Origin of the sequence: Acinetobacter sp. SH024 (genome assembly GCF_000163635.1) — a bacterium.
Classification (GTDB): domain Bacteria; phylum Pseudomonadota; class Gammaproteobacteria; order Pseudomonadales; family Moraxellaceae; genus Acinetobacter; species Acinetobacter pittii.
On record NZ_GG753605.1, the window covers coordinates 101,474 to 124,394 of the forward strand.

18 protein-coding genes and 1 pseudogene are annotated in these 22,921 nt (G+C 40.8%); 4 read left to right on the top strand and 15 right to left on the bottom strand.

Translation table 11 applies throughout. The features are described from left to right. On the bottom strand, window positions 1-234 hold a 234-nt coding region (locus tag HMPREF0013_RS22785), incomplete at its 3' end, for a helix-turn-helix domain-containing protein (protein ID WP_005804795.1). 410 nt (window positions 235-644) lie between these two features. Between HMPREF0013_RS22785 and HMPREF0013_RS0105800 the strand changes: the two genes are divergently transcribed. Continuing rightward, complete coding sequence (locus HMPREF0013_RS0105800) at window positions 645-929, top strand: hypothetical protein (RefSeq protein WP_005079581.1); 285 nt, start codon at window positions 645-647, stop codon at window positions 927-929. 365 nt (window positions 930-1,294) lie between these two features. Here HMPREF0013_RS0105800 and HMPREF0013_RS22790 read toward each other — a convergent pair whose 3' ends face one another. From HMPREF0013_RS22790 to HMPREF0013_RS22820, 8 genes are all read right to left on the bottom strand, one after another. Further along, on the bottom strand, window positions 1,295-1,804 hold the full coding sequence (locus tag HMPREF0013_RS22790) for a GNAT family N-acetyltransferase (RefSeq protein ID WP_005079583.1): 510 nt from the start codon (window positions 1,802-1,804) through the stop codon (window positions 1,295-1,297). Between the two features lie 393 nt (window positions 1,805-2,197). Then, window positions 2,198-2,773, bottom strand: coding sequence for a DUF4126 domain-containing protein (locus tag HMPREF0013_RS22795; RefSeq protein WP_005079585.1), 576 nt, complete (start codon window positions 2,771-2,773; stop codon window positions 2,198-2,200). Window positions 2,774-2,896: 123 nt separating this feature from the next. Continuing rightward, the gene (locus HMPREF0013_RS25230) at window positions 2,897-3,031 is read right to left on the bottom strand and encodes a zinc ribbon-containing protein (RefSeq protein WP_001983336.1); all 135 of its coding nucleotides are present in this window, start codon (window positions 3,029-3,031) and stop codon (window positions 2,897-2,899) included. A gap of 327 nt (window positions 3,032-3,358) precedes the next feature. Continuing rightward, window positions 3,359-4,918, bottom strand: a complete 1,560-nt coding sequence (locus HMPREF0013_RS22800; RefSeq protein ID WP_005804796.1) for a DUF4365 domain-containing protein — start codon at window positions 4,916-4,918, stop codon at window positions 3,359-3,361. A gap of 83 nt (window positions 4,919-5,001) precedes the next feature. Further along, window positions 5,002-7,608 (bottom strand): Fe/S-dependent 2-methylisocitrate dehydratase AcnD, encoded by a 2,607-nt coding sequence (acnD, locus tag HMPREF0013_RS22805; RefSeq protein ID WP_005804797.1) that lies wholly within the window; start codon window positions 7,606-7,608, stop codon window positions 5,002-5,004. Continuing rightward, the gene (gene prpC / locus HMPREF0013_RS22810; protein WP_005079594.1) at window positions 7,608-8,765 is read right to left on the bottom strand and encodes a 2-methylcitrate synthase; all 1,158 of its coding nucleotides are present in this window, start codon (window positions 8,763-8,765) and stop codon (window positions 7,608-7,610) included. Before prpC ends, acnD begins: the two co-directional genes overlap by 1 nt. A gap of 269 nt (window positions 8,766-9,034) precedes the next feature. Next, entirely contained in the window at window positions 9,035-9,919 is an 885-nt protein-coding gene (gene prpB / locus HMPREF0013_RS22815) for a methylisocitrate lyase (RefSeq protein WP_005071840.1), read from the bottom strand. After that, window positions 9,912-10,622, bottom strand: a complete 711-nt coding sequence (locus HMPREF0013_RS22820; RefSeq protein ID WP_002050495.1) for a GntR family transcriptional regulator — start codon at window positions 10,620-10,622, stop codon at window positions 9,912-9,914. The genes prpB and HMPREF0013_RS22820 overlap by 8 nt, the downstream gene beginning before the upstream one ends. A 45-nt stretch (window positions 10,623-10,667) precedes the next feature. On the opposite strand from HMPREF0013_RS22820, the pseudogene HMPREF0013_RS24815 reads away from it, so the two are divergent. Together HMPREF0013_RS24815 and HMPREF0013_RS22825 are read left to right on the top strand one after the other, a co-directional pair. Further along, a pseudogene (locus HMPREF0013_RS24815) lies at window positions 10,668-10,802 on the top strand (hypothetical protein). Window positions 10,803-11,137: 335 nt separating this feature from the next. Then, a complete protein-coding gene (locus HMPREF0013_RS22825) occupies window positions 11,138-12,352 on the top strand; it encodes an aromatic amino acid transaminase (protein WP_005804798.1) in 1,215 nt (404 codons plus the stop codon). A 48-nt stretch (window positions 12,353-12,400) separates the two neighbouring features. Here the strand turns inward: HMPREF0013_RS22825 and dld are convergent, their stop codons facing one another. From dld to lldP, 4 genes are all read right to left on the bottom strand, one after another. Further along, the gene (dld, locus tag HMPREF0013_RS22830) at window positions 12,401-14,107 is read right to left on the bottom strand and encodes a D-lactate dehydrogenase (protein WP_025464202.1); all 1,707 of its coding nucleotides are present in this window, start codon (window positions 14,105-14,107) and stop codon (window positions 12,401-12,403) included. A 291-nt stretch (window positions 14,108-14,398) separates the two neighbouring features. Further along, window positions 14,399-15,544: an FMN-dependent L-lactate dehydrogenase LldD gene (gene lldD / locus HMPREF0013_RS22835; RefSeq protein ID WP_005804800.1), complete on the bottom strand. Its 1,146-nt coding sequence runs from the start codon at window positions 15,542-15,544 to the stop codon at window positions 14,399-14,401. Next, complete coding sequence (gene lldR, locus HMPREF0013_RS22840; protein WP_002120807.1) at window positions 15,541-16,293, bottom strand: transcriptional regulator LldR; 753 nt, start codon at window positions 16,291-16,293, stop codon at window positions 15,541-15,543. The genes lldD and lldR overlap by 4 nt, the downstream gene beginning before the upstream one ends. A 19-nt stretch (window positions 16,294-16,312) precedes the next feature. Continuing rightward, the gene (gene lldP, locus HMPREF0013_RS22845) at window positions 16,313-17,980 is read right to left on the bottom strand and encodes an L-lactate permease (RefSeq protein ID WP_171056621.1); all 1,668 of its coding nucleotides are present in this window, start codon (window positions 17,978-17,980) and stop codon (window positions 16,313-16,315) included. Window positions 17,981-18,354: 374 nt separating this feature from the next. Here lldP and HMPREF0013_RS22850 point away from each other — a divergent pair, with 374 nt between their 5' ends. Beyond that, the gene (locus tag HMPREF0013_RS22850) at window positions 18,355-19,725 is read left to right on the top strand and encodes a phosphomannomutase/phosphoglucomutase (RefSeq protein WP_005804802.1); all 1,371 of its coding nucleotides are present in this window, start codon (window positions 18,355-18,357) and stop codon (window positions 19,723-19,725) included. 243 nt (window positions 19,726-19,968) lie between these two features. Here the strand turns inward: HMPREF0013_RS22850 and pgi are convergent, their stop codons facing one another. Further along, entirely contained in the window at window positions 19,969-21,645 is a 1,677-nt protein-coding gene (gene pgi, locus HMPREF0013_RS22855) for a glucose-6-phosphate isomerase (RefSeq protein WP_005071823.1), read from the bottom strand. Further along, window positions 21,642-22,904: a nucleotide sugar dehydrogenase gene (locus HMPREF0013_RS22860; protein ID WP_005071820.1), complete on the bottom strand. Its 1,263-nt coding sequence runs from the start codon at window positions 22,902-22,904 to the stop codon at window positions 21,642-21,644. Before HMPREF0013_RS22860 ends, pgi begins: the two co-directional genes overlap by 4 nt. Window positions 22,905-22,921: the final 17 nt, after the last annotated feature.

Consider the following 22,921-nt stretch of genomic DNA (forward strand, 5'->3'; position numbering starts at 1 on the left):
CTTATCAAGAAGCATTTGTACAGCCTTGATTTTAAATTCGGAAGAGTAGTAGGTTTTTTTAGTTTTAACATTCAGGCCATCTTCACCTTGTGCCTTATAGTTTTCAATCCATAAGCGGATGGTTTGGAGATCTACATTAAATTCTTGTGAAAGGATTTTATATCCTTTACTTCCCTCTAAATAAGCTTGAATGACTTTTAATTTTAACTCTTTTGAATGCTTCGGAATTGGCATAGAGCACACCTCATAAGTTTTAAAAGTCTAACTTATGGGGTGCAGTTCAGGACGGGAGGGGGACGCCCCGTGCGTGCTGGTTCTACGAGTCCAGTCTGTCAACCCCCTTTCGTTCTACCACCATAAATTAATTCGCGGTAATCTGGTGGTAGGACTCCATAAATTATAAGGAGTTGACCATGACACTTTTCAAACTTATTCCCTCTCCTGCTTAATCATTTTATTTATTTAAAATTTAGGTTTTTTATTGCCTAGTTTTTAAATTTATAAATTATTTTTATTTTAAAAATTTAATTATTTTATTTTCCTACATACATTGGAGGATTAACTATTACCCAAAAATTATTTTAAGCCTTAAAACAAATTATATTTTTATTCTACTCATAGATATAAATCATTATGAGAATAATATGACAATTTATAAATCTATTATGGCTTTAAGTTTGGTTGTAGCGAGCTTGGGAATTTCGGGTTGTAACTTACATACTCAGCAGGAGTTTGAAAAAATTTGCCTGTCGGGTGGACACACTAAGACCAGTTGTGGATGTATTTATCAGCGACTTGAACAAACCTACTCCCCTAAGCTCATGCAGCAGCTTAAACATGTCAGTTTGCAAAGTCCTGTTCTCCCACGGGACTTTGCCCCTACTTTCTTTAGCGTCATGCAGCGGTGTGACAAAAGTAGTCTGGGCTAAGCGTTTGGCTTAGCTCTTTATCTCTGTGTTGCAATGGTTTATTACTTTAAATCAGCGCAAAAGATTAAAGTCTGTTGCGGCACAGGGGCCTAAAGTTGAATTCAAAATAATATATATCGAAAGCGATCTTGTACGTTTTTTCCTACAAGCTTTTAAGGATTTTGCGGATTGGCGACACCCTGCTTTTTTCCTAATATGAACTCATACAGGAACAGGATGTTCCGGAACACAAAACAACAATAATAGGTTCATGCACCAGGAGCGTGAGATACGACAGGAGTCATATCTAGCAACCAAATACGAAAAAGCTCGACAGGATGTCGGGCTTTTTTTATGTTCATTTAAAAACAACTTAAAGAAAATTCTTATATTGTTTTATGCACAACATACCTTTGAACTACTTGGTTGAGAGTAATTTCGGAATCAAGACGACCATTGTTTGCTTGAATAGTTTTTGCAGAAGCTAAATTAGATTTATAACAATGTATATGTAACTCCGTTAGGCCTAGCTTCCATGCCTCCTGAATTGTAAGCTCTAACAATTTCGAGCCAAAATTCTGTCCACGTTTAGAAGGACGAATACCTAAACCAATATGTCCACCACAATATTCAATCTGTTCATTGAGTTTAAGTCGCAAGTTAGACGCGCCAATAATTTCATTATCCTCTACTAACCAATATGTAATGTTGGGAACATGCCCTTCTTCTAGGGATTCCCCATTTTCATAATCTCTCAGTTTATTCAAAAATGATTCAAAATTTGTATGGTCAAACTCCGTTGTCAAAGGGTGACGATCTTCATCTGCCAATTCATTAATATAGTTGTTATAGCTCTCTTTAAACCTTAAATGAGGTTTTACCAACATAACGGTCATTTATTGATTACTCCCGATAAAATTGTTCTTTTTACAACCAAACTTAAACATAACATATTGTTATCAATAGCAACTCTTATACTTCTCAACATCTTAAATGATTAGGTATAAAAGTAAGCCCCCTCTGTAACTACAAAACGCCTCACACCATGTTTCAATGTACGTTTTATCCTACAAACTTTTAGGGATTTTGCGGATTGGCGACTTCCTTCTTTTTTCCTATGATGAGTTCATACAGGAACAGGATGTTCCGGAACATAAAACAACAATAATAGGTTCAAGCACCAGGAGCGTGAGATACGACAGGAGTCATATCTAGTACCCAAATACGAAAAAGCCCAACAGGATGTTGGGCTTTTTTTATTGCTGTTTAAAAATATGTTTATGCTAAGCCTATAGAGGACTATGCGCCTGTTCTTGCTTTTTATGGCGGATCCAACGTACCGCTAAAATAATCGCAATCAGCACTACTACCGCAACAAGTGCAGGCACTAACATGGCCGAAACCGAAAGTAAGATCGCTCCAATCCACTCACCTGTCGCAACGACAAAATTCCCTAAACCACCCGTAGTTGCAGTTGAAACACCGCGTGCAGCAACGGTACTCATTTGCACCACACCTGCCGTACCACCGCCCACAATAATCGCTGCCGCCCAACTGGCAAACTGAGACATTTCTCCGCTACTCACCGCCATTGTCGCTAATGTACCCGCAATCATCGCCGCAGGAGTCGCGACTGTGTCTAAGGCATTATCGACCCACGGAATATAGTAGGCTGCAACTTCACACACCGTTGCCACACCTAAAGCTAAACACACCGATGGCAGAGCTAACCATTCAAAACCTTTTGATGGTTCAAACCATCCCATCATGGTTGCAATGCTCATAACCAGTAGCGGCACAAACACGCGAAAACCGCAGGCAGCGCTCAGCCCCAAGCCAATACATAAACCCAATATTGTTTCCATAACGGTTTCCTTTTCATGCCCATCACGGGTCTTGTTATGTAAGTCTTATTTTTAAATTAACAAAAAAGCCCCATCAGGTGACAGGGCTTTTTGTTAAATGCGAACGCAAATATTATTTCATTCTTAACGTTTAAATTGCGTGCAGTAGCATTTCGTGCAAGGTGGTAAAGGGTCGGTATTAATTTCTAAAAACACTCTATGTCCGCACTGAGCACAGAAGTAGAAGCCTGTTCCGGGTTTTTCGCCAGCTGTTACCATGATTACATTCCTATAATCGTATATATATTAAACAGGAATATAACCCACTTAAAGTGAATGTCAATTGTCCATTTCGCCCGATGATGATGGCATAAATGCAAAAAATGTTATTTGTACGATTTATCTTACATAGATTTAGGGATTTAGCCGATTGGCTATCCTCTGCTTTTTTTCTAATATGAACTCATACAGGAACAGGATGTTCCGGAACACAAAACAACAATAATAGGTTCAAGCACCAGGAGCGTGAGATACGACAGGAGTCATATCTAGCAACCAAATACGAAAAAGCCCGACAGGATGTCGGGCTTTTTTTATGTTTTTATTTTATACAACATCTGTATCCCAGTTATAGAAAACATCGTATTCATCTGCATATTTACTTATCGTATTTTGTATTACTCTACTAATTTCTTCATTAATATTTTCATTACTTCGAGTAAATATAAGAGTTCTATCTATCATTAGTTCACCTTTATCAATCCTAAATTTATTTTTTGATATTTTCTCAGGTTTACCAATAATTGTTAGAATTGCTCCTATGGCATGACTACCTAATCTGCAAAATATAGCCGAAGTCGAACTTGTTTTCTCAAATTCGAATATGTGATTACTGTCTACCTCACACTCGACTCTAAAATCACACTTATTTGTTTTAGTAATTATAGTATGGAACTGTTCAATTTCTTCTCTATAATTATATAACTCCTGAATAGAAATAAATATTTCATCATAAATTTTGCTTTGAAAACATATTTCTAATGCCTTGTTCAATAGATCATCAAATATACTTAGCTCTCTTTTTATAAATTTACTTTTAGATGAAGAAACTACAGTTTCAAAATTTTCTATGATTAGTTCAATAATGAATTCTTGGTTATCTCTGCTCATCAATTCAATTAAGCCAATAGCATCTTTTAGTTTCTTTAACTCAAATCTCCTATCGTCACCTAAGTTAAACTTATAATTAGATTGTTTTTTATATGGCTCAAAAGTCATATCAAAGAAATCGCCAACAACTCGAAATTTTGAAAATTTCCTAAACTCATTAAAACTAAAAGGTGAGTTATAAAAATCTATATCAAAAACTAAGCCAGTAGAGAGACTATCTTCTTTAAATCTAATTTTTCCTTTTTTTGGTGGTTGCACACTCAAACTTAGTTTTGCTTTAGGTATTTCAAAATTCGACTTTTTAGATGGGATACCAAATCGCTTTTCAATATTAACTAAGTTTTGGACATCTAAATCCTCTTCTAATCCTAAAGAAACATCAATGATTCTCTGAATACCCTCTTCACCTTCAAGGGAAAATTGAACTGTTCCATACCCATCCTCAAAACCACACTCTTGTAAATATTTATTTTTACTAGCTATGTAATCAGAATAGTTTTCACCGATATATTTCAACAAATTTTGTTTTAGATTTTCCCCATCTAATTTTTCAAGTCTGTGCTGTTCACTATAAGTAAGAGTAATTGTCTTTTTATTTAAATCCTTATTTTTTTCACTTTGTTCTATTTGATGAACTCTTTTAAGAATTTTATAAACCAACTCATTATCTATATGTAAAACAAATGCATTTTGTGCTTCATTCTTCCCATCAAATTCTAGAAAAACGTAAAATGCTGGCATTTGCACAGTTGCCATCCGTCTAAGATTTGATACTGTAATAGCGAGTTTTCTATCCTTTTTATCTGTTGCTTTAACTTGAACTTTACATTCAAAAGCTGATTTATGTAATTCATGAGTAGTTATATTTGAAGATATTGGGAATTCTACATAGTAGTCCCATCCTGTTTTATCAATTGCCGAACCATTAGCAATTAATCCAACTTGAGCACACCACATTGCAAAGGTGCTTTCACCTAATTGTCCTAAATCTCGCATATACACTCAAATATAAGCTATAAAAAAACCCCATCATCAAGATAGGGTTCTTTTGAATAATTTTCAATCAGCTATAGACTAAATTAAGCCACTTGGCCTTCTAAAAAGTCTTGCGCAAAACGCTGTAATACACCGCCCGCTTCATATACAGAAACTTCTTCTTCTGTATCTAAACGGCAAGTCACAGGCACTTCAAGAATCTCTTCTTTACCATCCGCTGTAGCACGTTCAATCACTAAAGTTAAAGTCGAACGCGGCGCGATATTACCAATCACGCTATAAAGCTCTGTGCCATCTAGTTTTAACGTCTTGCGGTTTACACCCGGTTTAAACTCAAGTGGTAACACGCCCATACCCACCAAGTTGGTACGGTGAATACGCTCAAAACCTTCTGCCACAATCGCTTCAACACCAGCAAGGCGTACACCTTTTGCAGCCCAGTCACGGCTTGAACCCTGACCGTAGTCAGCACCCGCAATAATAATTAACGGTTGCTTACGGTTCATGTAGGTTTCAATCGCTTCCCACATACGCATTACTTCGCCTTCTGGCTCTACACGCGCTTTTGAACCTTGCTTAATGGTGCCGTCTGAGCGAACCACCATTTCGTTATACAGTTTCGGGTTGGCAAATGTTGCACGTTGTGCAGTCAAATGGTCACCACGGTGCGTTGCGTATGAGTTGAAGTCTTCTTCTGGTACGCCCATTTTGTGAAGGTATTCACCCGCAGCCGAGTCCATCAAAATCGCATTTGAAGGCGACAAGTGGTCAGTGGTGATGTTGTCACCCAAAATCGCAAGTGGACGCATGTTCGCCAAAGTACGTGGTGCAGCCAACGCCCCTTCCCAATATGGTGGACGGCGGATGTAAGTACTTTGCGGACGCCAGTCGTAAAGTGGGCTCTTCGCTTGCTCAACTTCGCCCAAGTCAAACATTGGAATGTAGACTTTACGGAACTGTTCAGGCTTCACAGCTTCTTTAACTAGCGCATCAATTTCAGCATCAGATGGCCAGATGTCTTTGAGGTAAATCGGGTTACCGTCTTTGTCATGACCTAACGCATCTTTTTCGATGTCGAAACGGATCGTACCTGCAATTGCATATGCCACAACTAATGGTGGAGATGCCAAGAACGCCTGTTTTGCATATGGATGGATACGGCCATCGAAGTTACGGTTACCAGACAGTACTGCTGTTGCGTACAAGTCACGGTCAATAATTTCTTGTTGAATAACCGGATCTAACGCACCCGACATACCGTTACACGTTGTACAAGCATAAGCCACAATACCAAAACCAAGTTGCTCTAAGTCTTTTAGAACGCCTGCTTCTTCAAGGTAAAGTGCAGCTGCTTTTGAACCCGGTGCAAATGATGATTTCACCCAAGGTTTACGAACTAAACCTAGCTCATTTGCCTTACGTGCCAATAAACCTGCCGCCACAGTGTTACGTGGGTTAGAAGTATTGGTACATGAAGTAATGGCAGCAATAATGATTGCACCATCTGGCATTAAGCCATCAGAACGGTTTTCAACGACACCCGCAATGCCTTTCTCTTTTAGGTCGGCAGTTGAAACACGTGCATGTGGGTTTGATGGGCCAGCAATGTTACGTGTGACTGTCGATAGGTCAAAACGAAGTACACGTGGGTACTCTGCTTTGGTCATGTCAGATGCCCAAAGGCCGATTTCTTTTGCGTACTGTTCAACCAATGCCACTTGAGTATCTTCACGGCCTGTTAGGCGTAAGTAGTCGATTGTGTTTTGGTCGATGTAGAACATCGCAGCCGTAGCACCATATTCTGGAGTCATGTTCGAAATGGTTGCACGGTCGCCCACAGACATGCTGTCAGCACCTTCACCAAAGAACTCAAGGTAAGCACCCACTACGCGCTCTTTACGCAAGAATTCAGTTAAAGCAAGTACGATATCCGTTGCAGTAATGCCTGCCTGACGCTGACCTACAAACTCAACACCAATAATGTCTGGCAGACGCATCCAAGATGCACGGCCTAACATTACGTTTTCAGCTTCTAAGCCACCAACACCCACAGAAATTACGCCTAAAGCGTCTGTATGTGGCGTGTGTGAGTCTGTACCTACGCATGTGTCTGGGAATGCTACGCCATCACGCGCCTGAATCACCGGAGACATTTTCTCTAGGTTAATCTGGTGCATAATGCCGTTCCCCGCAGGGATCACATCGACATTTTTAAATGCTGTTTTGGTCCACTCAATAAAGTGGAAACGGTCTTCGTTACGGCGGTCTTCAACAGCACGGTTTTTTGCAAAAGCGTCTGGGTCAGCACCACCGTATTCCACCGCTAAAGAGTGGTCAACAATCAGCTGAGTCGGCACAACTGGGTTGACTTTAGATGGGTCACCGCCTTTGTCAGCAATCGCATCACGTAAACCTGCAAGGTCAACCAAAGCAGTTTGACCCAAGATGTCATGACACACTACGCGCGCAGGATACCAAGGAAAGTCCAAGTCCTGACGGCGTTCAATCAACTGTGTTAAATAAGCAGTTAAGTTCTCGGCATCGGCACGGCGTACCAATTGCTCAGCGAGTACTTTAGAGGTGTAAGGCAGTTTTTCGTATGCGCCTGGCTGAATATCTTCAACGGCCTGACGCACGTCGTAATATTCAAGCTGGGTTCCTGCCAGCGGTTTACGGTATTTTGTGTTCATTAACCACGCTCCGCCAATGGTTTAAATTCGAGGTTTTCAGGGCCTGTGTAGTTCGCGCTTGGACGAATGATTTTGCCATCTTGGCGTTGTTCAATCACGTGCGCTGACCAACCTGCTGTACGTGCAATTACGAATAACGGTGTAAACATTGCAGTTGGAACACCCATCAAGTGATAGCTCACCGCACTGAACCAGTCGAGGTTCGGGAACATGTTTTTCACTTCTTTCATCACTGCTTCTAAACGCTCAGCGATGAGGTACATTTTGGTGTTTTCTTGCGCTTGTGCCAAGTCGTGCGCAACTTTCTTGATCACTTCGTTACGTGGGTCAGAAACTGTATAGACAGGGTGACCAAAACCGATCACAACTTCTTTATTTTCAACACGTTTACGGATGTCAGCTTCTGCTTCGTCTGCGTTGTCGTAACGTTGTTGAATCACGAATGCAACTTCGTTTGCACCACCGTGCTTAGGTCCGCGAAGTGCACCAATACCGCCTGTAATTGCCGAGTACATGTCAGAACCTGTACCTGCAACCACACGTGAGGTAAATGTAGATGCGTTGAACTCATGCTCAGCATACAAAATAAGAGAGGTATGCATTGCTTGAATCCATTCTTCAGATGGTTTTTCGCCATGAAGCAAATGTAAGAAATGCGCTGCAATTGAGTCGTCATCTGTTTCAACTTCAATACGACGACCGTTATTGCTGAAGTGATACCAATAAAGCAGCATTGAGCCTAGGCATGCCATTAATTTATCAGCAATGTCTTTTGCGCCCGCTTCGTTGTGGTCTTCGTGTTCTGGTGTTAAACAACCTAGCACTGAAACACCTGTACGCATCACGTCCATTGGGTGTGCAGACGGTGGTAATTGTTCAAGTGCTGTTTTAAGCGCTGCTGGTAAGCCACGAAGTGCTTTTAATTTTGCTTTATAGGCTTTGAGTTCAGCTTTGTTTGGTAATTTGCCATGTACGAGCAAGTGAGCAACTTCTTCAAACTGGCTACCTGCTGCAAGGTCAAGAATGTCATAGCCACGGTAGTGCAAGTCGTTACCGCTACGTCCTACGGTACAAAGTGCTGTGTTGCCTGCAACTTGTCCGCTAAGTGCAACTGATTTTTTTGGTTTGAAGCCTGTTGTTGTTTCATTTGAGCTCATAAGATTGTCCTTTCCTATCTATCTGAATTTATTTATTAAGCACGACGGAGTCGTACCATTTTCACTTCTTATTTCAGGATTAACCTTCGGTTCGACCTACTTTTCTTTCGGGAAAAGTAGGCAAAACGATTGTCATCTGCAAAACTCGTCCACAACCATCGAATATCCTATCTATCGCAGAATCAATTTTAAAAAATGTAGTCCTGCCTCAAACAGTTGCAGATGACGCCTCCGAGTATCAGATTCCAATTAATCAACTTTTTAATTTATTACTTCTTTTTAGCAAATGCGTTGTCTAAGTAGTCTTCAAACGCATAGTAATTAATGCGTTCATATAGCTCTTTACGCGTTTGCATAATATCAATCACGTTCTTTTGCGTGCCTTCTTTACGTAAGGTTTCATACACAGTTTCGGCTGCCTTGTTCATGGCACGGAAAGCAGAAAGCGGATAAAGCGCAAGGCTTACATCGGCAGATGCTAACTCTTCAGTGGTAAACAGTGGTGTAGAACCAAACTCTGTGATGTTTGCTAAAATCGGTGCGCCAGTCTTCTGAGCAAATTGCTTGTACATATCAAGCTCAGTAATTGCTTCAGGGAACAACATGTCTGCGCCCGCTTCGATGTAGGCACCCGCACGGTCAATTGCAGCTTGTAAGCCATCTACTGCCAATGCGTCGGTACGTGCCATAATCACGAAGCTGTCATCACCACGCGCATCAACCGCAGCTTTAATACGGTCAACCATTTCTTCTTGAGTCACAATGGCTTTGTTCGGACGGTGACCACAACGTTTTGCGCCCACTTGGTCTTCAATGTGCATTGCCGCAGCACCAAACTTGATGAGTGCTTTTGTCGTACGGGCAATGTTAAATGCAGAAGCACCAAAACCTGTGTCCGCATCGACCAATAACGGAAGATCACATACATCAGTAATACGGCGTACGTCTGTCAACACATCATCAAGGTTACTGATTCCCAAATCAGGTAAGCCTAAAGAACCAGCTGCTACACCACCACCTGATAAGTAAATCGCTTTATAACCTGCACGTTTTGCCAAAAGTGCATGATTGGCATTGATGGTTCCAACCACTTGTAATGGCTTTTCTTGGGCTACTGCATCGCGAAATAGCTGACCTGCGGATTGTTTAGCCATTGTTATGTTCTCCTTGTGCTTGTAGCAGTGTTTGCTCAATAATTTTGTAAGAAGCATTGATATGTCGATGCATGAGCAGCTCGGCAAGTTCACCATCACCTTCTGCAATTGCATCTAAAATACGGATATGTTCGTCCCAAGCTTTGCTAGGTCGATCGGGTGTGTTTGAAAATTGAATTCGGTACATACGGATGAGGTGATAAAGCTCATCACATAGCATTTTTTCTAGCGTTTTATTGCCACTACTTTTGATAATGCAGTAGTGAAAATCGTCCTGCCCTTCTTGCAAGTAATATCCCTTACCTGCTTTAAAGTTTTCATCTTCGGCATGCATACGTAATACATCACGTAGCGCCAAAATTTGCTTTTTATCAATATGCTGTGCCGCAAGTTTGCAAGCCAAACCTTCTAAAGACGCACGAATCTGGTAAAGCTCTTTAAACTGTTGCAGTGAAAGCGAAACCACGCGCGCACCCACGTGTGCAGTACGCTCAACCAAACGTTGCCCTTCAAGGCGATGAATCGCTTCACGTAATGGCCCACGGCTAATTCCATAAGTGCGTGCCAGCTCAGGCTCAGAAATCTTGCTACCTGCCGGAATTTGACCCAAAACAATCGCCGTCTGTATTTGTTTAAATACATGCTCGGTCAGTGTTCTTCCCTGACTTTGTAATGGCTCTGGTGCGTAGGTCAAATCTTGCATATTGTCGACAATTTTTAATCAATTATGAGTTTTATAGCGGTATGAATGAAAAAAATCAAGGTGATTGTTGACACTTTACAGAACGCATCAGGTCAATTTTTATAGCCTGACCGCTTATATCACCTTATATTTAAAGCATTAAACCACTTACAAATTAGTCTTTATAAAACAGATATTTAATATTATTTTACCTATAAATTTATGATACTTTTTTAGTTGCTTTTCGACCTCTAATCTTTTGTTTCAAACTTTAGTCTACAACCAATGTATTACAGCAAGATTGTAGACAATCTGCTTGAATGAAAGCATGAGTTAGAAATTAGTTTCTATTTACCGTAATTTCTTTTAAATCTTTTTATCATTTTCATCCAGAAAATATCGATATTAGTGAAATTATCAGGTGCTTCACGGTAGCTTTATTGATACATTATTGAGCATCGACATAGTTGTGGCGTATTTTTCGAGACAGAAAAAACCCAGCACTATGCATATTGTTGAATGAAAGGACTTTTTTGATGTTTCAACATATCCCCCCATACGCAGGCGATCCAATTCTCTCTTTAATGGAACAGTTCAATGCTGACACTCGTTCTGGAAAAGTGAACTTGAGTATTGGTCTTTATTATAACGAAGACAGCATTGTTCCTCAGTTAGAGACCATTATCGAGGCGCAAAAGCGTATTGAGCCTAAAAACGGTAAAACCAAACTTTATTTGCCAATGGAAGGCTTCAAACCTTACCGTGAAGCAATTCAAGCACTTTTATTTGGTGCAAACAGCCCGGCAGTTAAAGCTGGCCGTGCTGTAACCATCCAAACACTTGGTGGTTCAGGTGCATTAAAAGTTGGTGCAGATTTTTTAAAAACTTATTTCCCAAATTCAGACGTTTGGGTAAGCCAACCAACTTGGGATAACCACGTTGCGATTTTCAATGGCGCTGGTATCAAAACTCATTTCTACCCATATTTCGATAACGAAACGCGTGGTGTAGATTTTGACGGTATGCTTTCTACACTTAAAACTTTGCCTGAGCAAAGCATTGTGTTATTGCACCCATGCTGCCATAACCCAACTGGTGCTGACTTAAACCCAGCACAATGGGACCAAGTGATTGCAGCATTAAAAGACCGTAACCTTATTCCATTCCTAGACATCGCTTACCAAGGTTTTGGTGACGGTATGGAAGAAGATGCGTATGCAATTCGTGCTTTAGACCAAGCGGGTCTAAACTTCATTGTGAGCAACTCTTTCTCTAAAATCTTCTCTTTATATGGCGAACGCGTTGGCGGCTTAACTTTCGTATGTGACGATGCAGAAGCTGCTCAGTGTACATTCGGTCAGTTAAAAGCGACTGTACGCCGTATTTACTCTAGCCCTCCTACTACAGGCGCTTGGTTAGTTGATGAAGTGTTAAATGACGCTGAACTTAACCAACAATGGCAAGGTGAAGTAAAAGAGATGCGTGAGCGTATTATTAAAATGCGTAGCATCTTGAAAGACGAACTTACTAAAGCATTACCAGACCGTGACTTTAGCTACCTTGTAAACCAAAAAGGTATGTTCAGCTACACAGGTCTAACTGCTGAGCAAGTTGATATCTTGCGTGAAGAATATGCAATCTACTTAGTACGTAGTGGCCGTATTTGTGTAGCAGGTTTAAACATGAACAATGTTTACACTGTTGCTAAAGCAGTTGCAGAAGTACTTGCTAAATCTGTAGAAGCTGCATAAGACATCTACAAAAAAAGGCGCTTCGGCGCCTTTTTTAATGTCTCGATATTACGATTTAGCTTTGCCCCAATATTTCAGTTTTGAGGTATGTCCAATCCCCACATTAAAGCTATTGGTTGGGTCGAGTTTTTGATAAAAGTTCGCTAAGGCAGGTTTGGCAATGTAAAGGTGCCCAACATTATGCTCTGCCGGATATTCAGCACGGCGCGCGTCCAACAACTTCCACATTTGATGTTCCATTTCTAACGGATCATGGCCCTTTTTAAGAATATAGTCCTGATGGAACACATGACAAAAGAAATGCCCATAATAGAGTTTATGGATGATTTTATTTTCCATCTCGGCCGGCAGTTGCTCTACCCATTCGCGGTCATTACGACGTAACGCAATATCAAGCGCCACAATATCTTCAACTTCACTACGATGCGTATCACGATAACGAATTGCCGCCCCTGCAATAGCAAAACGGTGTAAGAAAGCCTTTCGGCCTTCCTCTTCGCTACATACGAAATAGTTACCTGACTGATGCACTGCAAAATATTCTTTTAAAAACTGCTCGGTCTGAGCTTTTGAATTATTTTCAACACGCAGCACTAAATGATGCTCGTAACGATCTCGATATTCGGTCATACGCTTCGGCAAATGACTCGGTAAAAAGAAGGTAATCGCTTGTAAAATATGATCCGTTAAGCCTTTAATTTTAAATCTTTCTAAAAAGCCATCGACTTTATCTTTCATCGCAAAAGCTTTTGGAACATTGGCTGTGCCAAATTTCTCAATAAATAAGAATGTGTCTTTTCCGTACTTTTCACCAATCAGGTAAGCATCTCGGTGAATATATTCGCCCGCAATCGGCAAGCTTGGCAGTGAGGTCAGTAAGTAACGACGAATCGCTGTTAAATCATCGGCATCATTAGTACCAATATAAAAAACATTGCTCTCTACTTTTTCATAGGTATCAAGGCGTACCGCAAACACACAGACTTTACCAGCCGACCCCGATGCTTCAAACAAACGTGACGGGTCTGCATTAAAACGAGCAGGTGTATCTTCATCAACCTGAGCCACATCATGCGCATAACGATGGTCCGACGCCTGTTTTTCACTGTCATCTAAAATATCTAAGGCTTGGTATTGCTGTTTCTCTAAACGAGTCAAAATTTCTTCAGGAGTCGAACCTAAATTCACCCCTAAGTGGTTCACCAGTTCTAACTGACCAGCAGCGTTCACCTGAGCATATAACGCCAGTTCAGTATACGCCGGGCCACGGCGTACCAATGCACCGCCCGAGTTATTACAGACACCGCCAAGTACTGATGCCCCAATACAAGATGAACCAATCACCGAATGAGGTTCACGGTCATAGCCTTTTAAAATTTGCTCTAAATTATCTAAGGTCGCACCCGGCAAACAAATCACTTGCTTACCGTCATGAATGACCTGAATGCCCTTTAATCGGCGCGTACTCATCACCAAAACAGGACGGTCATAATCATCGCCATATGGGGTTGAACCACCAGTGAGTCCTGTATTGGCCGCCTGCATAATCACAATACAGTCTGCCTCAATTGCAGCCTGCAACACTTGCCATTGCTCTAGCAAGGTCCCCGGCACCACCACAGCAAGCACTTTCCCCTCACCAAAACGACGACCTTGGCGGTACTGACGCGTACTTTGATCATCGGTCAAAACATAAGAACGCCCTACAATATTCTGTAAACGTTCGATCACTGCTTGAGGAGAAAATGTTTGCATGATGGTTTCCTTTTGGTCATCCATTTATCAAATTAGACCAACACGACGGGATCTTACCGTTTGTAATTTATAATTTAATTAGCTCATTCCCTAATGTGAATCAGCCCTGTTTTTACTATCGTGGTTGGCGGCATGGATGCCGCCGTTTCGATGCGGTAGCAAGGACTTACCATCATCGAAACTAAAGTTTTTGGTTACTTTTTTAAAAAAGTAACGGCAATTAGCTACTTACATTGAACTTTCCCGATAAGGCTCTGTCGTGCCAATATCATCAAAGTTAATACAGAAACGTTAGAGCTTCATCACCTGTACTAAACAATCCGCATTAATATCCGAAATTGACTTAGCACCCGTGAGCGTCATCGCAACTCGCATTTCTTTATCAATTAAATCAAGCAAGTTCGACACTCCTTGCCCACCTGCTGCTGCCAAGGCATAAACAAACGCACGGCCAAGTAAAACCGTATCGGCACCGAGTGCCAACATACGCACCACGTCTAAACCATTACGGATGCCTGAGTCAGCCAAAATCGCCAAATCACCTTTAACTGCGTCGGCAATTGCAGGTAATGCACGAGCAGATGACATCACGCCATCTAACTGACGACCGCCATGATTTGATACCACAATCCCGTCAGCACCAAAACGCACAGCATCTTTGGCATCTTCAGGATCTAAAATGCCTTTAATCACCATTGGGCCATCCCAGAACTCACGTATCCACTCAAGGTCTTTCCATGAAATGGATGGGTCAAAGTTCGAGCCTAACCAACCAATATAATCTTCAAGCCCAGTCGGCTTACCTAAATATTTAGAGATATTTCCCAAGTCGTGCGGACGACCCATTAAGCCCACATTCCATGACCAATGTGGGTGGAACATGGACTGCATATAACGACGCATCGCAGCATTTGGCCCACTCATACCCGAATGAGCATCACGGTAACGTGCACCCGGCACAGGCATATCTACGGTAAATACCAGTGTTGAGCAGCCTGCTGCTTTTGCACGCTCCAAAGCATTACGCATAAAACCACGGTCACGTAATACATAAAGCTGGAACCACATTGGACGGTTAATTGCAGGTGCAACTTCTTCAATCGGACAAACAGAAACTGTTGAAAGCGTAAATGGAATGCCCTTTTTGTCGGCTGCCATCGCTGCCTGCACTTCACCACGGCGCGCATACATACCTGTTAAACCGACAGGAGCTAATGCAACTGGCATCGACAGCGTTTCATTAAACAGTTTTGTCTCTAAACTTAACGCGGACATGTCATTCAGCACACGTTGACGCAATGCAATTTCTGACAAATCTTGTACGTTACGCTTTAAGGTATATTCTGAATACGCTCCACCATCAATGTAGTGAAATAAAAATGGAGGTAAGCGACGTTGTGCCGCAGCACGATAATCATTGCCAGAAGAAATAATCATTTTGAATCAACTCTATTTAAACGATTTGCACGTTTCTGACGAGCTTCATCTTCATCCAGAGAACGCACATGATTAATCACAAATTCAATATGACCGCAGACAGCTTGGCGTGCGGCTTCGGGATCTTTACGATCAATAGCATCCATCACCTGAAAATGCTGCTCGCTGAGCAAGTCACCATTGACCGGATCGTTATAAACTTTCTTACGTCCTAACAAGACGTTGTATTGCAGCAAATCAAACAGGCTACGCATCATTTGAATCAGCACCACATTATGAGATGCTTCAGCAATCGCTAAGTGGAATTCAGCATCGGCCACCGCAGCCTGTGCTGAGTCACCCGCATTTTGATGGCGACTAATTTCATTAAAATAATGATGGATTTTGGCGCGATCTTCAGGCGTTGAGCGTAATGCGGCATACCAAGCTGTGCCACCCTCAAGCAATAACCGCGCCTCTTGCACATCAAAACGGTACAGCGGATCTTCTTCAATCAGGTTACTAATCGGGTTCACAATCAGTTGCTGTGGCCACTGTTCAGGTAACTGCTGAATATAAGTCCCATCGCCACGGCGGCTACTGAGCACCCCTTGACTATTGAGCTGTTGAATTGCTTCACGCAAAGACGGACGAGAAACTCCTAAGCTAGTTGCAAGCTGGCGTTCGGCAGGCAAACGGTCACCTTTTTTCATGTGACGCTCTTCAATTAATGCCTGCAATTTCATGACCACTTGATCGGAGATTCTCATCGCGTTTCCTTCACTGGAGTTATGGAATCATCCACGGAACAAGATAAGCCTGAACCGTAATAATGATGCCAACAAAGACAGTGAATATGATGCTATGTTTTACCGTGAAACGGAACAAGTCAGACTCTTTTCCAACTAAGCCCACCGCTGCACAAGCAATGGCAATCGACTGCGGAGAAATCATTTTACCTGTTACACCACCGCTGGTATTAGCAGCCACCAATAACACTTCCGGAATACCAATTTGCTGCGCTGTAGTTGCCTGTAATGCCGAGAACAAAGCGTTTGAAGAGGTATCTGAACCCGTAAGGAATACACCAAGCCAGCCCAAAAATGGCGAGAAGAAAGTAAACGCATGACCCGTATGCGATAGAGCCAAAGCCAAAGTTGCAGATAAACCTGAATAGTTCGCAATAAAAGCAAACGCTAAGACCATACCAATGGAGTAAATCGGTGTTTTCAACTCATTGAGTGTTTCACCAAAGGTTGTAAGTGCCTCACTTGCTTTCATTTTTAAGAAAATAGTAGTGATGATTGCGGCAATAAAAATTGCAGTACCTGTTGCAGAGAACCAGTCAAACTTATAAATCGCTTCATATGGTTTCATCTCTGCCACAATTGGCGGCATTTTTTCGACCAATTTATGCAAATATGGTACTTCAAGTTTAAAAATCCAATGTTCAAGAGCACCATCTTTTGCAAATAATGCTTTAAATGGCTTAACACTCCAGATCGTCACCATCACGGTTAAGATTGCAAATGGAGACCATGCCTTCACAATTTTGCCAATGCTATAACGTTGAACTGTAGTAGGTTGCTGAGTCAAAGTTTGCCCAGCTTCAGGTTCAAAACGGAAAATATGTTTTGGTTTCCAAACACGGAATAACAAAGTCAGGCTGACCAAAGACGCAATTGCTGCGGTAATGTCTGGTAACTCAGGACCAATGAAGTTAGATGTAAGATACTGGGCAATCGCAAAAGCGCCACCACCGACTAACACCGCAGGCCAAGTTTCTTTAACACCACGCCAGCCATCCATAATCGCCATAATCCAAAACAGCACAATAATGACTAAAAATGGCAACTGACGACCAACCATCTGGCTAATTTCCATAGTGTCTACGCCTGACACCTGCCCCGCCACAATAATTGGAATACCCATTGCACCAAAAGCCACTGGCGCTGTATTTACAATCAAGCATAAACCAGCAGCGTAAAGTGGCTTAAAGCCTAAACCTACAAGGAGTGCAGCGGTAATTGCTACAGGAGCACCAAAACCCGCTGCTCCTTCAAGGAAAGTACCAAATGCAAAACCAACCAATAACATTTGTAGACGTTGGTCTTCGGTAATTGACAAAATACTTGAACGAATAACTTCAAACTGGCCTGTTTTTACCGAAATTTTGTATAGAAAAACTGCCCCAATAATGATCCATGAAATTGGCCATAGACCGTAGAAGAAACCGTAAATGATTGACGCAAAGGCCATTTGGCCCGGCATTTGATAGAAAAAGAGCGCAATCAATAATGCAATAATGACTGTGCCCGTACCCGCGATACTGCCTTTTAAACGAAAAACTGCTAATGCTAAAAAGAAGAAAATAATCGGGATTAATGCAACCGCACTGGACAGCCAAATATTATTTAAAGGGTCATAAAGTTGTTGCCACATATTGAGCATTGTCATCTCCTTGAAATGCCGGGGCGAATTTTTGTACCTTAAATTCTTAAACATTCAACACAATTGGTATGACCAATTAAAAATTAAGTGCAAATGTTGTTCCTTAAACCACAGGAGACATCATAAATGCAGATATTAGCAAGATCAATCATTAAATAGTCACCATAATTGGTAAGACCAATAGTACTAAGTAAAATCAAGCTCTTTCTAATTTAGAAATTTTCTTATTAGACTAAAGTCTTAAAAATACTTTCTTATAAACTTAAATATGACTTACAGAAATGAAGTGAAAAATTTGAATATAAAAACTATAAACATACCTATTTGATGATCTATGTATAATGTGCACACAACTCAAACCACTTGTATTGAATTGAATAATGACTACTTTAACGTGTTTTAAAGCTTATGATATCCGAGGTAAACTCGGCACCGAATTGAATGAAGAAATCGCCTATAAAATTGGCCGCGCATATGGACAAATCTATAAACCAAAGACCGTGGTTGTAGGTTGTGATGTTCGTCTAAGCAGTGAATCTTTAAAACAAGCGACCATCCGCGGTTTAAATGATGCGGGTGTGAATGTGCTTGATTTAGGCATGACAGGAACTGAAGAAGTCTATTTCGCCGCTTTCCATTTAGATGTACAAGGTGGTATTGAAGTAACTGCGAGTCACAACCCAATGGACTATAACGGTATGAAATTGGTTCGAGAAAATGCTCGTCCAATTAGTGCTGATACCGGTTTAAAAGAAATTCAGGCTTTAGCAGAAACCAATAACTTTGAAGAAGTTAGTCAAAAAGGTACAACGCAAAGTTATAACATTTTACCTGAGTTCGTTGATCACTTAATCACCTACATTGAACCTGCAAAAATCCGCCCCCTTAAATTGGTGGTAAACGCAGGTAATGGGGCTGCGGGTCATGTCATTGATGCCATTGAAGAAAAATTTAAAACGCTTAACGTACCTATTGAATTTATTAAAATTCACCATGAAGCAGATGGTACTTTCCCAAATGGGATTCCCAACCCAATTTTAATTGAAAACCGTGACAGTACCCGTAATGCTGTAATTGAGCATAAAGCAGATATGGGAATTGCCTGGGACGGCGACTTTGACCGCTGCTTCTTATTTGATGAAAAAGGTCAGTTCATTGAAGGCTACTATATTGTTGGTCTATTGGCTCAAGCTTTCTTGATTAAGCAATCAGGCGAGAAAATTGTGCATGACCCGCGTTTAGTGTGGAACACATTTGATATCGTAGATGAATACAAAGGTGTCGCTGTACAGTCAAAATCTGGTCATGCGTTCATTAAAGATGTGATGCGTGAACACAATGCGGTATATGGCGGCGAAATGAGTGCCCATCACTATTTCCGTGACTTTGCTTACTGCGACAGCGGTATGATTCCTTGGTTACTCACTATTGCCCTACTTTCTGAAACAGGACAATCACTTTCAACCTTAGTTGAAAACATGATTACCAAGTTCCCTTGCAGTGGTGAAATCAACTTTAAAGTAGCTGATACACAGATCACTATTCAAAAGATTTTTGATTTTTATGCCGATCAAAATCCACAAATTGACCGTACCGATGGTGTAAGCCTCGACTTTGGCGCATGGCGTTTTAACGTCCGTGCTTCAAATACTGAACCGTTATTACGTCTCAATATTGAAAGTCGTGCAGACCGTCAAGCTCAGCCAATGCAGCGTTATGTAGATGAGTTGACTAGGTTGATTCAGTCTTAGTTTAAGTCATACAAATAGAATAGGAGGACACTATAGTCCTCCTATTTTTTATCACTTCTAAAACATCCCATAAGTAAGATTAGTGCCATCCAATACATCATGATTCAGGTGCTTATACTATTTTTGATCAACCACAATACAGCCACAAAAAAGGCTTCTCGTCATATTATGAGAAGCCTTTTTAAATAGGTTAGAATATTGATATATCATTTATCATAATAATCCAATATTCATCTTTATTATTTATTCACTTTTCCCTAACAAAATTTTCAACAAACCACGTGTCGAGGCATCAAATGCTGATAAATCGCTTTGCTTACGATTTAAAATTGGTAAAAGCTGATCAGCAATTTGCTTCCCTTTTTCAACTCCCCATTGATCGAATGGGTTAATGTTCCATATCACTGACTGGACAAATACTTTATGCTCATACAGAGCAATGAGCATACCTAAGCTATAAGGGTTAAGCTCTTGAAGTAACAATGTTGAGCTTGGCTGATTACCTTCATACTGTTTATAAATTGGCAAAGTTTCTAACTCAGCAGTATTCAGCGCCTGATTACCAAATGCAAGTAATCTCGACTGAGCCAAACAGTTGGACAAAGCTAAATGATGCTGCTCAACCAATGCTTCAGCACTATCAGCATATGTAAAATGGTCTGCATTATATCGGTGGATTGGAGCAATAAAATCACAAGTTACCGAGAATGATCCTTGGTGTAATAATTGGTAAAATGCGTGCTGTGCATTTGGACCAACTTCACCCCAAACTATAGGACATGTATCTAATTCAACTTTTTGACCATCACGTTGTACTGATTTACCGTTAGACTCCATTTCAAGCTGCTGCAAATAAGCAGCAAAATATTTCAAACGGCCATCGTAAGGTAAAACTGCATGAGTTTGCATATTTAAGAAATTATTATTCCAGATCCCCAATAATGCCATTAGAACTGGTATATTCCGCTCAAATGGTGCTTGTTGGAAATGTTCATCAACAGCGTGAGCACCAGCTAAAAGCTGTTTAAAACCATCTACACCGATCAATAAAGCAATTGGTAACCCAATACAAGACCATAGTGAGTAACGCCCTCCTACCCAGTCCCATAGCAATAACTGGTTTTCAGGAGCAATTCCCCATTCGGTCATTTTATTAGCTTTGGTCGATACTCCAATAAAATGACTCTTCAATACACGAGTACATTCCCCTAATGCTTTTTCTAACCACTGACGAGCTGTATGTGCATTTGATAACGTGTCAATCGTACCAAATGACTTAGAGGAAATAATAAATAATGTTGTTTCTGGGCGTAGTCTATGTAGCTTTTCAGAAAGCTGACTACCATCCATTGTTGAAACAAAATGTACATTTAAAGGCTTTTCTGTTTGCACTTTAAAGTCAGACAATGCATGAGTTACCATAAGTGGCCCCAAGTCGGACCCACCTACTCCAATATTTACTACATCCTGGATCACTTCACCAGTTGCACCACGATATTGTCCAGCATGGATTTTTTCAACCAATGCATACATTCGTTCAAGCTGTAAATGAACTTGTTTGGTCAGTTCAGGAAACTGTGCATGTCCCTCTGGTAAACGTAATGCCCAATGCATCGCTGCACGTTGCTCTGTACAGTTTACTTTTTCTTGTGAAAATAAACGTTCAATCCATGGTTTTAATTGCTTGGCATTAGCCAAAGTCACCAACTGATCTAAAACAGTTTGATTTACACGATGTTTACTATAATCAAAAAGAAGTTGATCAAAATGAACAGAATACTTCTGAAAACGTTCTGGCTCCGCAGCAAACAACTCATTTAAGTGCAGATGTTCATACTGTTTCCCTAATAACTTTAACTGTGACATAAGCATCGAGCTTGGCAGCTTTTCTTTTGGGAATTGCTCTATATTTTTACTCATAAACGACCTACTCCTTCATATGCAAAACCTCGTGCCTTGACATATGCAGGGTCATAAATGTTACGCCCATCCAAAATGAGTGGATGTTTCATGTTTTGTTGTAACCGTTTAAAATCTGGCCCCCAATATTGCTTCCATGCCGTCACTAAACAAAGCGCATGAGCACCATTAACTGCATGATATTGGTCAGCGCATAATATTAAATCATCACGTTTGCCATATTTTTTTTCAATTTCATTTAACGCTAGTGGGTCATGTAAACGCACTCTTACCCCCTGCGCCCACAACGCCGTTAACAAGACATGAATTGGCGAATTATGTGTACTTGAGGTATTTTCCTTAAAGGCCGCCCCCCAAATTGCAACGGTTTTTCCATTTAAATCACAATGATAATAATTCCATAACTTGCGGAATAAAATTTCTTTTTGTTGCTCATTAATTTCCCAAACCTGTTCTAACAGTCGACTTTTTATCCCAGTTTTTGATACAGTACTCGATAAAGTCAGAATATCATGAGAAAAGTTTTCGCCACCAAACCCTGCACCAGCGGATAAATACGCTGCACCAATACGTGTATCTGCTGCAATACCATGTTTAACATTGGCAATATCAATACCCAATTTTTCCGCAACAACAGCCAAGTCATTCATATAACTAACGCGCGTTGCCAACATGCCCGAAATGCTCAGCTTGGTAAACTCCGCGTCTAGTATTGGCATAAAAAGATATTGATAACTAAAACGGAAAAACGGTCGTAATAATTCGCGCATAATATCGCATGCATATTCAGTTTCTGCGCCAATGATTACATGTTTTACATTAAGGACACTATTGATAGCATTGCCTTCCTGGATTACATCAGGAAAATACACCCACTCATCTTTTGGTAAATACTGTTTAAGTTTTTGGGTTCCTTGTAAGCCAAAAGTTGAACCATTAATCATTAAACGAGGATGAATAATTGGACGCTGGCTAAGTTTTTCTACTGTATTTAAAGCAAGCTGCAATTGCGTTGGACTATAACAGAATAAATAAACTTCAGCGTCTAACGGAATTGCTGAAAAAGAACATTCTTCTAAAAAACCAGCTTGGCGTTGTTTATCTAAATAGGAATTTACTTCTTTATCTTGAAACGTCAAGATACAAGCTTGTTCCTCACAGGCAGGGCTGGTACACCAAAATACCTGATTACCATACTCAGCCAACAATGCTGCCATTACTCCGGCATGTAAAGTTGCACCAAAAACTGCTATTTTCATCTTATATCCAAAATCTT